The sequence below is a fragment of the Paenarthrobacter nitroguajacolicus genome, from assembly GCF_031455195.1.
Classification (GTDB): Bacteria; Actinomycetota; Actinomycetes; order Actinomycetales; family Micrococcaceae; genus Arthrobacter; species Arthrobacter nitroguajacolicus_D.
Map to the genome: position 1 here is coordinate 150,933 of NZ_JAVDSH010000008.1, position 16,787 is coordinate 167,719.

Genomic DNA, 16,787 nt, shown 5'->3' on the forward strand with positions numbered 1-16,787 from the left:
GAAAACTGGCCTTGTATTCCATAGCCAGTTTGCAATACTGGTCTTATGTCCGGCTCACTGAACCCCACCGCCCTCGTTCGGCTCCTCGGCTCCTGGAACTCCGGCTCCCTGCCCGCCTACCGCGAGCTGGCCGACGTCGTGCGTTTGCTGGTGATGGACGGGCGCATCCCACTGGACGTCGCGCTGCCCAGCGAGCGGGCACTGGCCCAGACCCTTGGACTGAGCCGGACCACCGTCACAGCCGCGTACGCGAACCTCCGCGAGCAAGGGTTCCTCACCGCGGGCCAGGGAAGCCGGGGCCGGACGTGCATCCCCCACCGCACCGCCCCCGCGAGTGCGCCCGGCCTGGCAGTACCCGACGGCCTCCTCGATCTTGCCTACGCCTCCCTGCCGGCTGCCGGTGAAGTAGTGCATCGTGCCTTCGCCGACGCCCTGACCGAACTGCCCGCGCTCCTGCCCGGCTTTGGCTACGACGCCGTAGGAGTTCCGGCGCTCCGCGAAGCCATCGCGGACAAGTACACAGCAGACGGAGTACCCACCAGGCCGGGCCAGATCCTGGTCACTTCCGGCGCCCAACACGCCCTCAACATTGTGCTGCGCACCCTGGCCGGCAAGCAGGACCGGGTTTTGGTGGAGCACCCCACGTACCCCAACGCCTTGGACGCCATCCGGGCCGCGGGCTGCAAACCCCTTCCCGTCGCTTTGCCGGCGGGGGCCTCACCAGCCTGGGACATCGATGCCATGGTGGCCACCATGAACCAGCAACGACCCGCGATGGCCTACCTCGTCCCGGATTTCCACAATCCGACAGGCCGCATCATGTCCGATCTGCAACGTCGGCGCCTGGTGCGCGCGGCCGGGGACTCGGGCACAGTCCTGGTGGTGGACGAAACGCTCCGGGGATTAAACCTCGACGGCGTCCGGACCGCGCCGATGTCGGCCTTCGGTCCCGCCGTGGTGTCCATAGGATCGCTGAGCAAATCCCATTGGGCGGGCCTCAGGACAGGGTGGATCCGTGCCGATGAGGCCCTGATTTCCCGCTTTGTGGCCACGAGGACCGTCATGGATTTGGGCGGTCCCGTTGTTGAGCAACTGGCGGCAGCCCGGCTGGTGCAATCCTTCGCCGAACCCCTGGATGCCAGGTTGGAGGAGCTGCGGCACAACCGGGAATCACTCCTCGGCTTGCTGGCTGAACACCTGCCGGCCTGGGAAGTGGAGCGGCCACGGGGCGGACTCACCGTATGGTGCCGCCTGCCCAGTCCCTGCAGCACGGCGCTGACCATCCTCGCGCCGGACTTCGGGCTTCGATTGGCGGCCGGCCCCAGGTTTGGCGTGGGCGGAGCCTTTGAACATTTCCTTCGCGTCCCCTACACCTTGCCGCCTGAGCAGTTGGAGTTCGCAGTCCTCGCCCTGCGTGGAGCGCAGGACAAGCTGGACTCCTCGCCCCACCTTCGACGGTCCCTCAAGTCTGAACGTCCCGCGGCGGAGGCAGTGGCCTAGCCTTCTATTCGGGCGGCTTCTGTTCGGGCAACCCCTGCGCCCATACGCTGCTTGGCTGTGTTGCTGCCAGGACCCACGGGTACATGCGCCGTGGCTTTTGCGAGGCCGAACCGGGGCATGCCGTTATAGACCACTTCAATGCCTGACGCCGGAACCTGGTAGGTCTCGTGCCACACACCCACGTCTCCGTTGCCGGACATTTCCTTCATGAACTTCCGCCAGGGAGCCAGGTGCGGCGACTCCCTGTCGGCGGCAAAACGCCGCAGGTGTTCGGGGCTTTCCCAGTAGGTGAGCAGGATGGTGGTCCGCCCTAGCCACTGCTCGCTACTGAGCAGGCCGGCCTCTGGATTCGTGGCCAAGTGCCGAAGCATGGTGGTCATGGCCGACGCCACCTGGGCAACACGCCCCATCTTCCACCACCTGTTGGCGCGCATCCCGATGAGGAAGACAGTGACCGTGTCGCGCCCGATGTCCGCGGTGAAACGGCCGGGGAAGATTTCCTTTGCCATGTGAATTCCTTCGGTTGAGGAACCCCACTGTCAGATTCCTGGTTTCATTACTTTTCGAGTTCCATAACGTCGTTATGAAACAATGTTATGAAACATGGAGGCATGGCAAGACCCATTGTTCATGATCTCCAGGTCCGGCGTCGGCTACTGGCGGTCACCGCAGAACTCGTGGACCGCGAAGGTCCGGCCCGCGTGACCCTCCGGGACGTAGCCGCCGCAGCCGACACTTCAACCACCGCGATCTACTCCCTCTTTGGCGGAAAAGCCCAACTACTGACAGCCGCCGTCGACGACGGTTTCCGGACCTTCGGCGAGTCCCAACGCGAAGCCGCCCACGGCGGTCTTCAGGGACTCGGCAGGGCCTATCGCGCCTGGGCACTTGAGCACCCAGCCCTCTACCGGCTCATGTTCGGTGGTGCGCTGGCCGCCTATGTGGATTGCAAGCCGACGCCGGACGTCGCCTCGGATTCAATGCTCCCCCTGGTGGAAGCGGTCACTGAGGCGCAGGCCGCGGGGAGGCTCCGCGCCGAAGACCCCGCAGTAGTTGCGATGGCCATCTGGGGCCAGGTCCATGGGCTGGTCAGCCTGGAACTGGCCCAGATGAACGACCCCGCCACTGACTGGCCCGGAATCTACGAAACCGCACTCGCGTCCGTGGCGCGCGCCTGGGCCGCCTAAGCAGCCCTTACGCGTAGACCTTTTCGAGGAATCCGCCCCAGGTCTTGGCTGTAAGTTCGGAGTCCCCGGAACCGCTGAAGTCGTGCACAGTCATGCCGACGGGAGCACCAAAAGCATTTCGGCCGAAGAAGCGATACATGGTGTCCGCGGTCCGCAGGCCCAGGAAGTTTTGGTTGGCGAAGTCCACCTCGCCGCTCAAGCGGCCAACGCCGTCGACGTCCACGTCGAAACGCGAACCGGCAGCAACGCCATCCATCCCGAGTGCCTTCTTCAGTTGCACAAAGCCGTCGGGAACCTGGGAAGTCGCCGGGCCCTGGATGTCCGTGAACACCACGGGCCTGCCGTCGAAGTGCTGGAGGTACTGGCCCAGGGTGTGCAGGTAGAACTCAGTGTGCTTGCTGGCGCCGTCATACTGTTCGTCCCAGTTGTCCGCGAAGATGCCGCTATGGACGTAGTGCAGCTTGGCGCGGCCGCCTTCGAGAGGTTCAAGGACGTGTTCCAACTGGTTGAACCAGCCGTCCGGTCCATCCATCCGGGAAACAAGGTGGCTGGGGTACTCCTCCACCGTCTTCACGGCCGGCCACTGGTCCGTGGGAAACATCCAGGCTGGGGTGTCTGCGGTAACGGCGTTCCATACCCGCTCCGGCGTGCCCGGCAGTTCGGCGTCCGCCACGATTTCGAATTTCCGGTTGTCAGTCATTGCCTTGGTCCTTTTCTGCTGTTTGCCCGGAGGCTGATTGTTCCGTTGCGGGGGTCTTGAGTGCGGGGTGGAGCACGACGACGAGCCGGTGCTTGCGTGCCCCGCCCGCCACTGCGGCAGCACCGCCGTCGTGGTACTTATCCACGAGCCGGGTCACCGCTACCCCGAGCTCTTCTGCGAACGCTGCGCGTTCTGCGGCCGAGCGAAAGGTGATCTCGCCGTCGATAGCGAAGCTGGCCAGCTTCTTCCTGGCCACGGCAGCCCCGGCGATGAGCTTGCCCATCTCCTGGACTGTGCGCGCGGCAAGCGAGAGCAGCCAGAAGGCCGAAAACCGGTCAGCGAAACGCCGTGGATCCGGCGCCACGGAGGCCAGTGCGGCGGGCGAGATGACGTAGGAGGCAGCGGTGGCTCGCAACACCCGTTCGGTGACGTTGCCCTTGCGGCGCTCCTCCACCAACTCCACCAACCCATGCCTTTCGAGGGCTTTGAGGTGGTAGTTCACCTTCTGCCGTGGCAGTCCAACCCTGCCGGCCAGCTGCGTGGCGGACGCGGGCTCAACGAGCTCCTGGAGGATGCGAGTGCGGATCGGGTCCAGCGATGCTTCGGCCGCGGCCGGGTCCTCGATCACTTCGATGTCCAACATGCTTCAAGTATGTTCACCGACAACTTTTCTTGTCAAGAACTTTTTTCTGTTCGGTGTTGTGAGGCCCGCTCTGCGCCCATTCGGGCCACCCAGGCACGCAGAGCGGGCCCCGCAACGCAGCACCGGTAGAATTGTCCCGTGATGCAATCCCCCCTCCCCGTGCGCGACGGCGTGAACGCAACCCGCCTCCGCCTCCCGGACGAGGGCCCCTGGAGCACTGCGATGGACTACATGATGCATCGCTGGGGACACATCGACCCACAGGGCATCGAGGACCGCTTCGACGCCGGCGAGATCGTCGGCGAAGGCGGCACCCCCCTGGACCGCAACACCAGGCTCGAGGACCACACCTTCATCTGGTACTACCGCACACTCCCTCCGGAGACCCGCCTCCCAGTGGAAATCAACATCCTCCACCAGGACGAGCACATCCTCGTGGTCGACAAACCACACTTCCTCCCCACCACGCCGGGCGGCACCTACATCCAGGAGTCCGCGCTGGTCCGCCTCCGAAACCTGCTTGACCTCCCGGACCTGATCCCCATGCACCGCCTGGACCGAATGACCGCCGGCCTCCTGCTGCTCTCCACCAACCCGGAGACGCGAGGCAAGTACCAGGTGCTCTTCGAGAAGCGCCAGGTCCAGAAGGAATACGAGTGCGTGTCCGCCGCGGCACCTGCCCCCGGCTTTCCCGCCGTCGACTTCCCCGCAGTAGTCCGCAACCGCATGACCAAGTCCCGCAGCTACCTGCTCGCCGAAGTCATCGACGGCGAACCAAACGCCGAAACGCGAATCGAAAAGACAAGAACGTTCGACGCCGGCAACCACCAACGCGCGCTGTACCGGCTGGAACCGCACACCGGAAAGACCCACCAACTGCGCGTGCACATGGCCTCACTCGGACTAGGAATCGTCAACGACGCCTTCTACCCGGACCTCCTGGACAAAGCGCCGGACAACTACGCCAAGCCCCTCCAGCTACTGGCCCGCGGCATCACCTTCGTGGACCCCATCAGCAGGAAGTCCGTGGAATACCGGAGCCAGTTGGAGCTCAGCGAAGCGCACGACTGACGGGGCACTACTCCCCCGGCGTCAGGTGATCGAACACCAGGTTGGTTTGCGTGTTGGCGATGGCGGGATCCGATGCGAGGTGGACAGCAATGAAGTCCCGCAATTCCGTCGGTGTCCCGCAAGCCACATGCACCAGGAAGTCCTGGTCGCCAGCCAGCAGGAATACACTTTGCACGTTCGGCAGCGCCTTAAGCCGCTGCGCGATGGCCAGCATCTTGTTGCGGGCCTGCGGGTTCACCCTGATGGAGATCAGCGCGTAGACCAGCAAACCCAATGCCTCAAGATCAACGGAGGCGTGGAAACCCCGGATAACACCGGCGTCCTTGAGCGCCCGGACCCGGCCAAGGCAGGTTGACGGCGCAATCCCGGCCTTGGAAGCCAGCACATTGTTGGGAATCCGGGCGTCGGCCATCAGTTCCCTGAGGATCAGGCGGTCTGTTCCATCCAGCCGAACGGGATTCGGAACCACAGCTGGTGTTCGGTTCACAGCTGAATCGGACACGAAACACCACCTGTTCTTTTTGTGATTCTTCAGAATCGTTGGCAGGACATTGGACTGGATTCTATCTTGAATCGATTTGCAGAATCGACGAGGAGGTCGTGATGGACGGTTTCGACAAGATCCAGGAACGTGAAGGCGGGCTGAAAAAGCAGCTCACTTCACGCCAGATGACAATGATTGCGCTGGGCGGCGCAATCGGCACCGGGCTGTTCTTAGGCAGCAAGTTCGCCATAGGTTTGGCGGGTCCCAGCGTGATCATCAGTTACGCCATAGGCGGGCTGATCGCCCTGCTCCTGATGGGCAGCCTGTCCGAGATGACAGTGGCACACCCCACGTCGGGTTCATTCGGCGCCTTCGCCGAGCATTACGTCAGCCCACTGGCCGGATTCCTTGTCAAGTACATGTACTGGTCCTGCATCGTGCTGGCTGTGGGGACCGAGGTCACAGCGGTAGGCGAATACATGAAGCTCTGGTTCCCGGATGTCCCGTCACTGCTGTGGGTGGTCTTCTTCTCGGCGGCACTCATCGGGGTGAACACCATGAACGTGAAGGTGTTCGGCACTTTGGAATACTGGTTCTCCAGCATCAAGGTCTTTGCAATCATCGCCTTCATAGTGCTCGGCGCATACATCGTCTTCGGAGCCCGAACCGACGGCACCGGCTTCCAGAACTACTCGGCCGAAGGCGGATTCTTCCCCAACGGCCTGTCCGGTACCTGGTTCGCCGTGATCGTCTCCATTTTCAGCTACCTAAGCATCGAAATGATCGCCATCGCCGCCGGTGAGGCCAAGGACCCCGCCACCGCCGTGAAGAAGGCGTTCCGCACCACCATCGTCCGTCTCCTGCTGTTTTACATCGTCACCCTGGCCCTGATCCTGGCCATCGCACCTGTCAGCCGAATCCTGTCTGGCGGCAGCCCCTTCGTGACCGTCATGCAGAACCTTGGCATCCCTTTCGCCGACAGCCTGCTCACATTCGTTGTGATCATCGCTGCGCTCTCAGCCATGAACAGCCAGCTGTACATCTCCACCCGGATGATCTTCAGCCTCTCCCGCAGCGGCGACGCACCCGCCATTTTCGGCAAGCTGCGCCGCAACGGCGCCCCAGTGAATGCCCTGATCCTCTCAACCGCTGGTATCGCAATCGCCACCGTCGTCTACGCCATGTTCCCCGAGACTGCCTTCACATTCATGATGGCAATCTCCATGTTCGGCGCAATGTTCACCTGGTTCATGATCTTTGTGACGCACTGGTTCTTCCGCAGGAGCATGAAACGCACTGGCACAGCACTCTCCTACAAAACACGCTTCTACCCGGCAGGAACCATCCTGGGCGCGATCCTCATGTTCGCAATCGCCGTCAGCACCTTGGGAACAGAGGCATTCAACATGACCCTGGTCTTTGGCCTGCCGTCCTTGGCCCTCGTGACGGTCCTGTACTTCCTGGTGCAGCGACGCAAACGTCAGGCCCCGGAACCCGGCGAGGCTTCAAACGCGGCCCGGAAGACCGCCGTCGTATCTTCGGAGAACAGCACGAACTCCACCAACTCCAGCGGGCTGCCTGACCCGGCACCCGGTGACGACCAAAAGGACCTCACGGCGTCGAACGCCACTTCCGCGACCTGACGGGCATCCCAACCATAAATTCCGGCGCTGATCGCGGGGAAGGCAATCGACCGGGCACCAAGTCCAGTCGCCGCCTTCAGGCTTTTGCCAAAGCACGATGCCAGCAGCGCCGGATCCGTCTGCCCGGCATGCCGGTTGGGCCCCACAGTGTGGACCACCCAACGTGCCGGGAGGCGGAAACCCGCTGTTGCAACAGCTGCTCCCACAGGCAACCCACCGGGCAATTCCGAACGCCTAAGCCCCCGGCACGCTTCCAGGAGTTCCGGGCCGGCTGCCCGATGAATGGCGCCGTCCACTCCCCCTCCACCGAGCAGGGACGAGTTGGCAGCATTGACGATTACGTCCACGGGGCGGGTGGTGATGTCGCCGTGCAGGATGTCGATGCGCATGGCGACAGTCTCGCCCAGAGCGGGGTGGGCAGCAAGTGCGGTACCTTGTGGCCATGGACATCACCGCCCCGGAGACGTGGGGATCCGCGATCTACCTGTGGGTCATACCCATCGTGGTGGGCGATGCCTTCTTCCCGCCGATCCCCTCCGAGATGGTCGTCATCACCGGTGGAGCGCTCGCTGCGGACGGTCACGCGAACTTCTGGCTGATCCTCTTCCTTGCTGCCTTCGCTTCCTGGCTGGGTGACATGGCGGTGTTCATGCTGTTCAAGCGGCGCATCAGCCACGTGTTGGATCGCTGGTCGTGGGGCAGGCGCGTCCATCGCGGAATCCATGCTGCCATCGCCAAGGCAGGCCGCTCTTCAACGTACGGCGCCATCATCGGCGGACGGTTCATCCCCGGTGGCAGGCTCGCCACGTCCGCCGCATCGGGCATCGCCAATGTCTCAATCCGCGGTTTCAGCCTTTGCGCCGCCATGGGCGCCATGTTGTGGGCCGTCTGGCAGGTGGGCCTGGGCTACTTCACCGGCTCCACAACCAAGCTGCCGTTCTGGGCCAGCTCCTTGATCGGCGTCGGCGTTGGGTTGGTCATCGGAGTGGTGGTTGGCCTGATCGTCACGAGGCGCCGCGGCAACCGTTCACCGGTAGATGAGCCATACGACGGCGACGCGCCCAGGCCCGAGTAGCGCCCCTGGCCCTAGATGGGCGACCATCGGCCGCGGTTACGGCGCAACACGTAAAGGCTACCGGTCAGCGCCACGCGTTCGACGGCGTCACGCATCATGGCGGCCGACGTCCGGGCCTCGTCGTTCTCACCAGCGTAATCGCGGTCGCCGACAGTGAAACGCAAGCTGATCTGGGGTACGCCGCTCACGATGTCCAGCTGGTTCGACTCCACGTGGTGCCTGGTCTCCAGGGCCTCGACAGCCGCGGCCATGACTGACTCCGGCGGGTTGCCCGGCTTGAGGCCAGTGATCTTCAGCTTGGTCTGGAACGAAGGCATCCAACTACCCTAGCGCCCGTTCTGTGTGGCCCTGAAGCCCGATCCTCCCTCACCTATCGCGCCCTTGGGAGGATCCCTCCCTCACCGGTTGAGAGAGGGATCCCCATAAACCCGCAGGAGGTGAGAGACGGTTTGCTAGCCGGTGTTGCGCAGTCCGGCGGCCACCCCATTGACCGTAATGAGCATGGCCCGCTGGAGCCGCTCGTCAATCTCAGCTCCGGACAACGACTCTTCACGCACCCGGCGCAGGAGTTCCACCTGGAGGTAGCTGATGGGGTCCAGGTACTGGTCCCGGATTTCCAGCGAACGCTTCAGTGTCGGCTGGGCATCCAGCAACTCGGTCTCGCCCGTGAGCCGCTCGATCTCGGCAACTGTGAGTTCATACTCATCGCGGATCATATGGAACAGGCGGTGCAGTTCTTCGGGGACCAATGACGAAACGTAGTGGCCTGCGATCTCCATGTCCGTCTTCGCCAACGTCATTTCCACATTGGAGATGACGGACCGGAAGAAGTGCCAGCGGTCCATCATCTCCACGAGCTGCCCGGTGTTTCCGGCCTCCCTGGCAGCCTTAAGACCTGAACCGACCCCGAACCAACCCGGGACGATCTGACGCGACTGGGTCCATCCGAAAACCCACGGGATGGCCCGTAGTCCGCCCAGGCCCGCGCCCGAATCCGGGCGCTTGGAGGGACGGGATCCAATGTTCAACGAACCCAGCTGCTCCACCGGGGTGGAGGCCAGGAAGTAAGCCGGCAGCTCCGGGTCATCGATCAATGTGCGGTACCGGGCGAACGCGGCGTCGGAAATGGTTTCCATGACGTTGGCGTAGCGCTCGCGCTCGTCTTCGGAGGTGCGCGGAGTCCGGTGCAGGGCCGAACCCTGCATCACCGCGGCCAGGGACAGCTCCAGGTTTTCGCGGGCAAGTTCAGGCAAGGAGTACTTGTCCGAGATGACCTCTCCCTGCTCGGTGAACTTGATTTCACCTTCAAGCACGCCGTTGGGCTGGGCCATGATGGCGTCGTAGGTGGGTCCGCCGCCACGACCAACAGAACCGCCGCGGCCGTGGAACAGCCGGACACGGACGCCATGCTTGGCCGCAACATCGCGGAGCTTGCGCTGGGTTTTGTGGATTTCCCATTGGCTCGTCATCACGCCGGATTCCTTGTTGGAATCCGAGTAGCCCAGCATGATCTCCTGGATGTCGCCCCGGAGACGGACCAGTTCGCGGTAGGAGGGATCGGACAACAACTGGTCCACGATCTCAGCCGAAGCCCGGAGCTCCTCCACTGTTTCCAACAGCGGAGCGAAGCCAATCTTGGCCCGCGGCTTTGCGCCGAACAGGTCGATCAAACCAGCTTCACGGGCCAGGACGGCCGCAGCAAGAACGTCGTCCGCGCCCCGGGTCATGGAGATGATGTAGGTTTCCACGACGTCCGGGCCATACGTATGCAGGGCCTGGCGGATACTCCGGAACACGTCATAGGTTCCGTCGGCAGTGCCCTGAAGCTTGATGGGATGACCCGAGAGCGGACGGCGGGAAGCCAATTCGGCGCCCAGGAACTCGAAGCGCCCCTGCCGGCTCAAGTCGCCGTATGGTTTCCCCGTGCCGAGACGATCCACAAGCTGGCCGACAGCATCGTGGTGATAGTCGGCGTGCTCGCGGATATCCAGCGTCGCCAGGTGCAGGCCAAAGGCGGCGAGGGCCCGGCGGACCCGCGCCAAAGCGCCATCTGCCACCAGGGCCGCCGAATGGTTGCGCAGCGAATTTTCCAGCAGGCCGAACTCGGCCAGCAGCTCGGGCGTGGTGGCGTAGTCGCGGCCCGGCTCGTGATGTGTAGACGCGGAAATGCGACGGCCGGTGTTGATGAGCTTGGCTTTGATACACGTTAGTTTCAGCCGGTACGGCTCCTGTGCGTTCAGCTCAAGGATGCGCTTGTCCAGCCCCGGGAGGTTCTTCAGGTCAACGTCAATGGAGTCCAGCAACTCTTGGTCTGCGCCGAAGAGTGCCGTGGAGTTGGACAGGACAGAGATGAGTTCGTCGATCAAGGCAATGCTGATGCGGACGGCGTTCTGGTTCTGCAGTTGAAGAATTTCACGGGTGACCGCTGCGGTAACGTTCGGGTTGCCGTCACGATCGCCGCCAATCCAGGAACCAAACCGCAAGGGCGCGGCAGCAGCAGGCAGCGTGACGCCATTCTCCGCCAAAAGCTCCGAAAGGTCCGTCAGCATCTCAGGCATGGCATCCGTCAGGATGCTGTTCAGGTAGTAAATGGCGTTTCGTGCCTCATCCACCGGCGTGGGACGCACCTGGCGAAGCTCGTCTGTCTGCCACATCTGGTCGATGATTTCAGCGAGCTGACGGTCCTGGCGACGTCGGGCGGAGGTTCCCTCTGCCGTCGGCTCGGCAAGGACGTCGGAAAGCTTGCGGACCTTGTCCAGCACTGAACGGCGTGAAGCCTCAGTGGGATGGGCCGTGAAGATGGGCCTCACGTCCAGTTCGTTGATGACATCCTGCAGAACCTGTGGCCCCGCTTGCCCGGCAATCTCTGAAACCGCCTTGGCGAGCCACCCGTCCTTTTCCTTGCGGGTACGGAGTCCACGGACGCGATGCACCTGCTCTGCCGCGTTGCTGAGGTGGAAGTAGAACGCGAAGGCGCGGACCAGGTCTGTCGCTTGATCCAGTGGCAGGGAGGCGAGAAGTTCGCGGACCTGGGCAACGACATCGTGCGCGCTCCACGGACCGGTGGCATCGGCACCACCACGGGCGGCTTCCTTGGACTCCTTGGTCAACAGGCGTACCTGTTCCACCAATTCGAGCAGCTCCGGACCGTGCTGACGGACAAGTGACTCGCCCAGAAGTGTGGAGACGCGGCGAACATCGGCCCGCAATTCCGCGGCGAGGTCGGTGTCGTGATGGGCAGTGTGAACCATGGATACATACCTTCGGATCTGGTTTTGGCCCGTACACTGCGCTGGATACTGTGAGCCGGATTACTTGTGTTTCCTACGGGATCTTACCCGCATGGAACAACAGCAAAGGAATACGTCTCACAATCCGGCGTCACCTTCCAGCGTGTTATCGGAGGAGCATTTTTGCGCCCGACAACTCATCGCTTGCCATCACATGTGCCCGGAGGGTAACGGCCGGAACGGTACTGGCGTGGCGTCCAGTGTCACTTCCACCAGTTGCAGCCCTCTCAGTAGTTGTACGAGAACTGGTTCGGGGCGATGCCCGTCCCCTCAAGGGAGTACGTCAGGATCCGGTCGCCGCGATCCCGCTTGGAGACAGTGGTGACGTCAAAGTGGAGAGCGTCGCGGCGCATTGATGTTGCCGTGCAACTAACGACGCTCCTGCTCTCCAAGGCACATTTCCATCCCTGGGGTGCCCGTACGGTGCCCTCCTCAATCCACGTGTTCTGCCCTACCGAAAACACAGCCTTCCCTTCACCCAGGGCCCCGGACCCGGAAGCCTCAAAATCTATGTGCAGGGAAGTGCCGTTGGAACCCCGATCCCGGCTCCGCTCCGCGGACCCGCTGACCTGGACAGGCGAAGCCGGCGTGGGAACCGCCGATGGCGACGGAGGTGCACTCACAACGGGCGTCGGCGCAGGAACGGCCGGTGGTACAGGTTCCTGGGTTGGCTCGGGCTCCGGGACAACAAGCTCCGGAGCGGGGGCGGGATCAGCAGGCAATGGAACTGCGGAGGCTGATGGACTCGGGACTGATGGCGTAGGGCTAACTGGTGGCGCGCCACCTTGGTCTTGATCGCCAGTGGCTTCCACTGCCCGCTGCTCCATATAGGCATCCGGGGTCAGCTGGTCCACGATTCCCACGGCCCCCAAAACCAGCCCGACTCCGGCCGCTGCGATGACGGCCATCACCGCCGGCTGCGCCAGTGCTGGAACAGCAAGGGTGGCTTTTACAGGCAGGGTGCCGCCCAGTACACCCAATCCGGCCCCCTTGCCTGCCCACATGGCCAAAGGCACGCCTGTCACCAAGGGAAGGAGGATCGCCCTCATGCTGCCTTGCACGTCCTTCAGCTCCGCCAAGGCAGCCGTGCATTTGGAACAGCCACGCAGATGCTCCCGGACTTTCCTCTCGGCGGAAGCGGACAGTCCACCCCGGACATAACTTCCCAATTTGGAGGCGTACTCGGCACATCTGCTGTCAGGTTGTTCGGCGATGTGGAACTGGAGGTAGTGTCGCCTGAGTCCCTCGCGCGCACGAAGGGCGAGCGCGGAAACGGCATTTGGAGACAGTCCAAGGATTGGCGCCACAGCGGCCGGTTTCATGCGTTCCACGTCCAGATACCAGAGCACCGCCTGCCAGCGTTCCGGCAGGGCGCGGAAGGCCTTGGATACCGTGTGGGATTCGAAAGCACTTATGGCGGAGTCGGCTTCACCCGTCGTCTGGTCCAGAACAGCATCGTCTCCACTGGGGAGGACCTTTCCGCTCTTTCGATTCCGCTGATGGGACAACCTGGTCACAGTGGACAGCAGGTAAGCCCGGAAGAAATTATCCGGCCCCTTCCCTGCCACCAGGCTCTGCAGGACCGACTGGAATGCCTCCGCCACCACGTCCTCGGCGTCGCTCGGGTTGTCCACGTTGCGTTTGGCAACCGTCGATGCAATGGAAATATGCCGCTCATACAGCGCGTCGAACGCGGCCATGTCCCCGCCGCGAACCAACTCGATCAGGTGACCGTCACTTTCGATCCCTTCCTGCGAAATATTGTCCGTGCTTGTCCTGGCGCCCACTTACGGCCCCCCAAAAACGTCATAAATCGTGCCCATATATAAGAAGTGGTGGCAGCCCCCAACTCATGACGCAATTTGTCCAAGGTCTTTAGCTAAAGAGAATCGGCTATCGCTTCGTCATGAAAGTCAGCTCCGCAGCACTATTCGGATATGACATCGTTTCGGACAAAATCATTCGCAGAATGCGCGTTCTCGCGCCACCTTTTGCTGCGTAGATGGCAGACGACCAGTTATCGGACGGGTTGGCGCTTCCACGCAGACTGGTTCCTGCCCGAAGTCCGATCAGTTGTCAGATACCTGGTCACAAGCTCCACTGTCCCTCCGCCGGCAGCAAAATCGTTGGGTGCCGCTCGCGCCATGAACGGTGTCAGCATCAGCGAGACAATGACCGACTTCCGGGCCCTCTTTGAAGCCGCGGAACAGTCCCTCGACGTCGACGCTCTTCAGTCATTGGCGGAAGGATGGGCCGAGGTCGCCGAACTGGCCCCCGCCATCTCGTGCACTGATGTCTACACCGGCCTGGCCACACATGCGCACTTCCAGCGCCGATTGCATGAGGTCTCAACCTTCGGCGCCGACAGCTCGGGGCAGCACGCAGTCGCAGTAATTTCTGTGTCGAGGCCCAGCCAAAGCCGAACACATTGCTGGACCGTGCTGGCCAGGCTGGGAGAAGCCGTCAAAGGGCAACTGCACGGAACGGGGGCCGTGGCCATGTATCAGGACTCGGCCATCCATGTGCTTTTTCCACTCAGCGAGAGCAACCTCTCCAGGCTGGTCGAATGCAAAACGGTGATTGCAGCCCTGGAAGACGGCGCCCTCAGCCCTGCACACATGAAGGTTTTTCCACTGTCCTCAGCACTGGCAGCAACCGCGGCATCCACACCAATTGCCCCGTACGGGACGTCCCAGAAGCACGGTACGCCGGGCTCAGGTCCGAAGGCGTCACGAACCACATGACACGAACACTCATTGTCTGACGGAACATTTTCACCACGGATTTAAGGACCATCCAGCACATGAACAATCAAATCCATCTAAGAACCGTGTCGATGGTGGCCGCCTTGATAGCCATCGCCACGGCTGTCCTCGGGCTGGGTATGACGGCGTTGCCAGCCAATGCCGCAACCCTGCCGGATGCGGAAATCACCCTCACAACAGAATCAGTCGTGTCCAGCCAATGGGACCAGGTGGATCTGAGCTGTGAGTGGTCCGTCCCGGACCACTCACAGCCCGGGGACACCTTCAGTGTCCAACTGCCCTCCCAGCTCCGATGGTTTGGCAAGGCGTCCTTTGACCTGGATAACGCAAACGGGGACACCGTGGCCACGGCGGTCGCAAATGACGCAGGCTTGGTGGTCTTCACGCTCAGCGACTTCGTGAAGACCCATCCCCTCAACGTGGGCGGAACGTGTTCTTTCAGCACGCAGTACTCCCAAGTACCCACGGTTGGCGAAACGAAGGAACTGACGTTCACCGTAGGATCCAGCGTCGTCCGCGTGCCTGTAGCAGTCGAACCGTGCCAGACGAATTGTGACCCCGAAGCACCTACCACTGCCGGTAAATCCATGAGCTGGGTCGACCCTGCCCAGACTGAACTCAGGTCGGTTTTCACCATGCCTGCCATGGCTGCCGACTCCAGTGATGTTCTGGTCACCGACACCCCAGCAGCGGGAATGGAGATCGACTGCTCCCGGGTCACGCCCCGTGTCGGTCAAGTGGTGGGCAGCGATGGCTCCATCGTGGAACCCTACGATGACGATCAGTACCCGGCCACCATCGAGTGCACCCCGGAGAAAGTCACCGTAACGTGGACGGGCCTTCCCGAGGACGAGCACGTTGAGCTCTTCGTCGTGACCCGGGTAACTGACCCGTCCTTGGACGTCTACGAGAACACCGGCACGGTGACAATTGCCGGGACGGAAAGCCCGGTGGTCGCCCAGCTTCGGCGCACCCAGGCAGGTGGCACCGGCGACGGAACCGCAGTACCCACGCCCACGCCCACGCCCACAACGGCAACACCTACGCCTACCGCAACCCCCACACCCACACCCACACCCACGCCAAGCGCAACACCCACCCCGACACCCACCATTGCTACGCCTACGCCTACGCCCACGGCGACGACGGCTACACCGTTACCTCCGGTGACTACGGAACCCGTGGCCAGCGCGTCCAGCCCGGTACTCGTAGTGCCAACGGAGCAGCCATCCAGGGCCGCCGAGAGTGGCGGCTCGGAACAGTTGGCCAGCACGGGCGCTCAGGGATCGGCCTTCGTCTTCCTCGCCGCAGCCTTGCTGGCCGCGGGATCCTTGCTGGCCTTCGCCAGTGCCCGATGGAAGGGGCGGCGGACCAACTAATCGACGTTCACAGAGAACGGACGCAACGCCCCTAGGGGCGAGACGACGTCGGTGGGCTGGCACATGATGCTGCCCGCCGATGTGGTCCTTTGATCGCGGCTCGCGCTGGCATGGGTTGGGGGCCAGCGCGAGCCGTTCCAGAGGCGGTTCATTCCGGGAATGCTGACGCTCAGCGCATAGTTGAGGGAAGTGCAACCGATGCGAATCCAGCCGAGGAGAACAATGAGCTCGCCCACCACCGCCACTGATGCCCAACGCGCCCGTTGGGAACGGTTTCGTTCGGGTCGAAACGCGGCGTTGGCCGCTGACTATGGCTGGCTGACACTGACGTCATTCCAATGGCTGCAGCCAGAGCCTTCCGATCTGGAACTGGTGCCAGGTCTTTGGTCCACAGACGGCACAACAGCATTCCTTACCGCGAGCGCGGCCGACGGCCTCTCGTTCGTCGAATCCGGGGAACCGGTTGACGGAACGGTCAGCGCGGTGCTGCAGGATGAAGAATCACTGATGTGGGTCCAGTTCGGCGGGGAGGATGGCCGCCAGGTCGTGGTGGAACTTGCCATGCGAGCGGACAAGTACGCGATCCGCACCCGGGACAACAGCTCGCCGGTGCTGACTGAGTTCAAGGCTGTTCCTACCTACGACTACAACCCGGCTTGGGTCATTGACGGCCGGTTCGAGGCATACCCGGAGCCCGTAGACGTCCCCATCGGCACTGCCAACCCGTTGGTTGATGGTGTTCACCGATCAGTGGGTGAGGTGGTCTTCCGGGTGCCGGGCGTACCTCATGAGATTCGCCTCCATGCGGAGGAAGAGAAGCTGGGCGCCCTGAACGTGACCTTCCATGATGAAACCAACGGGGATTCCACGGATGAGTGGCGGAAGGTCTTCATTCCGCGTCCGCGCCCGGACGGGTCGGTTGTTATCGACTTCAACCGCACCATCAACTACCCCAGCGCTTTTTCACCGTATGGCACGTGCCCTATGCCCGTCCGCGGCAATTCGATCGATGTCCGCGTGGAGGCAGGCGAAAAACTTCCCCAGGACTGA

At 62.7% G+C, this 16,787-nt stretch carries 15 protein-coding genes and 1 pseudogene; 8 read left to right on the plus strand and 8 right to left on the minus strand.

What is annotated here, in order from left to right:
* Positions 1-45 precede the first annotated feature (45 nt).
* On the plus strand, positions 46-1,500 hold the full coding sequence (yczR, locus tag J2Y68_RS16750) for a MocR-like transcription factor YczR (protein WP_309994931.1): 1,455 nt from the start codon (positions 46-48) through the stop codon (positions 1,498-1,500).
* Here yczR and J2Y68_RS16755 read toward each other — a convergent pair.
* On the minus strand, positions 1,497-2,009 hold the full coding sequence (locus J2Y68_RS16755; RefSeq protein WP_309994933.1) for a DUF4188 domain-containing protein: 513 nt from the start codon (positions 2,007-2,009) through the stop codon (positions 1,497-1,499). The two genes, yczR and J2Y68_RS16755, sit on opposite strands and share 4 nt — an antisense overlap.
* A gap of 102 nt (positions 2,010-2,111) precedes the next feature.
* Between J2Y68_RS16755 and J2Y68_RS16760 the strand changes: the two genes are divergently transcribed.
* Positions 2,112-2,687, plus strand: a complete 576-nt coding sequence (locus J2Y68_RS16760; protein ID WP_309994935.1) for a TetR-like C-terminal domain-containing protein — start codon at positions 2,112-2,114, stop codon at positions 2,685-2,687.
* A gap of 7 nt (positions 2,688-2,694) precedes the next feature.
* On the opposite strand, the gene J2Y68_RS16765 is transcribed toward J2Y68_RS16760, so the two are convergent.
* Both J2Y68_RS16765 and J2Y68_RS16770 read right to left on the minus strand, forming a co-directional pair.
* Positions 2,695-3,387 carry an SRPBCC family protein gene (locus J2Y68_RS16765; protein ID WP_309994937.1) on the minus strand — a complete coding sequence of 231 codons (693 nt, stop codon included), beginning with the start codon at positions 3,385-3,387 and terminating at the stop codon, positions 2,695-2,697.
* Positions 3,380-4,030 (minus strand): ArsR/SmtB family transcription factor, encoded by a 651-nt coding sequence (locus J2Y68_RS16770; RefSeq protein WP_309994939.1) that lies wholly within the window; start codon positions 4,028-4,030, stop codon positions 3,380-3,382. The genes J2Y68_RS16765 and J2Y68_RS16770 overlap by 8 nt, the downstream gene beginning before the upstream one ends.
* 141 nt (positions 4,031-4,171) lie before the next feature.
* Here J2Y68_RS16770 and J2Y68_RS16775 point away from each other — a divergent pair, with 141 nt between their 5' ends.
* The gene (locus J2Y68_RS16775) at positions 4,172-5,101 is read left to right on the plus strand and encodes a pseudouridine synthase (protein ID WP_309995060.1); all 930 of its coding nucleotides are present in this window, start codon (positions 4,172-4,174) and stop codon (positions 5,099-5,101) included.
* Positions 5,102-5,108: 7 nt separating this feature from the next.
* Here J2Y68_RS16775 and J2Y68_RS16780 read toward each other — a convergent pair whose 3' ends face one another.
* Complete coding sequence (locus J2Y68_RS16780; RefSeq protein ID WP_309994940.1) at positions 5,109-5,588, minus strand: Lrp/AsnC family transcriptional regulator; 480 nt, start codon at positions 5,586-5,588, stop codon at positions 5,109-5,111.
* A 188-nt stretch (positions 5,589-5,776) separates the two neighbouring features.
* Between J2Y68_RS16780 and J2Y68_RS16785 the strand changes: the two are divergent.
* Positions 5,777-6,967, plus strand: a pseudogene (locus tag J2Y68_RS16785) (amino acid permease); the annotation flags it as partial.
* A gap of 98 nt (positions 6,968-7,065) precedes the next feature.
* On the opposite strand, the gene J2Y68_RS16790 reads toward J2Y68_RS16785, so the two are convergent.
* Positions 7,066-7,617 carry an O-acetyl-ADP-ribose deacetylase gene (locus J2Y68_RS16790; RefSeq protein WP_309994942.1) on the minus strand — a complete coding sequence of 184 codons (552 nt, stop codon included), beginning with the start codon at positions 7,615-7,617 and terminating at the stop codon, positions 7,066-7,068.
* Between the two features lie 53 nt (positions 7,618-7,670).
* Between J2Y68_RS16790 and J2Y68_RS16795 the strand changes: the two genes are divergently transcribed.
* Positions 7,671-8,303, plus strand: a complete 633-nt coding sequence (locus J2Y68_RS16795; RefSeq protein ID WP_309994944.1) for a DedA family protein — start codon at positions 7,671-7,673, stop codon at positions 8,301-8,303.
* Between the two features lie 11 nt (positions 8,304-8,314).
* Here the strand turns inward: J2Y68_RS16795 and J2Y68_RS16800 are convergent, their stop codons facing one another.
* The 3 genes from J2Y68_RS16800 to J2Y68_RS16810 all read right to left on the minus strand — a co-directional run bounded on the left by J2Y68_RS16800 (position 8,315) and on the right by J2Y68_RS16810 (position 13,380).
* A complete protein-coding gene (locus J2Y68_RS16800) occupies positions 8,315-8,620 on the minus strand; it encodes a hypothetical protein (protein WP_309994946.1) in 306 nt (101 codons plus the stop codon).
* A 135-nt stretch (positions 8,621-8,755) separates the two neighbouring features.
* The gene (gene ppc / locus J2Y68_RS16805; protein ID WP_309994947.1) at positions 8,756-11,554 is read right to left on the minus strand and encodes a phosphoenolpyruvate carboxylase; all 2,799 of its coding nucleotides are present in this window, start codon (positions 11,552-11,554) and stop codon (positions 8,756-8,758) included.
* Positions 11,555-11,820: 266 nt separating this feature from the next.
* Complete coding sequence (locus tag J2Y68_RS16810) at positions 11,821-13,380, minus strand: sigma-70 family RNA polymerase sigma factor (RefSeq protein WP_309994949.1); 1,560 nt, start codon at positions 13,378-13,380, stop codon at positions 11,821-11,823.
* Positions 13,381-13,737: 357 nt separating this feature from the next.
* Between J2Y68_RS16810 and J2Y68_RS16815 the strand changes: the two genes are divergently transcribed.
* The 3 genes from J2Y68_RS16815 to J2Y68_RS16825 all read left to right on the plus strand — a co-directional run bounded on the left by J2Y68_RS16815 (position 13,738) and on the right by J2Y68_RS16825 (position 16,787).
* A complete protein-coding gene (locus J2Y68_RS16815; protein WP_309994950.1) occupies positions 13,738-14,337 on the plus strand; it encodes a hypothetical protein in 600 nt (199 codons plus the stop codon).
* Between the two features lie 59 nt (positions 14,338-14,396).
* Complete coding sequence (locus J2Y68_RS16820) at positions 14,397-15,737, plus strand: Ig-like domain-containing protein (protein ID WP_309994952.1); 1,341 nt, start codon at positions 14,397-14,399, stop codon at positions 15,735-15,737.
* Between the two features lie 222 nt (positions 15,738-15,959).
* Positions 15,960-16,787, plus strand: coding sequence for a DUF1684 domain-containing protein (locus J2Y68_RS16825; RefSeq protein WP_309994954.1), 828 nt, complete (start codon positions 15,960-15,962; stop codon positions 16,785-16,787).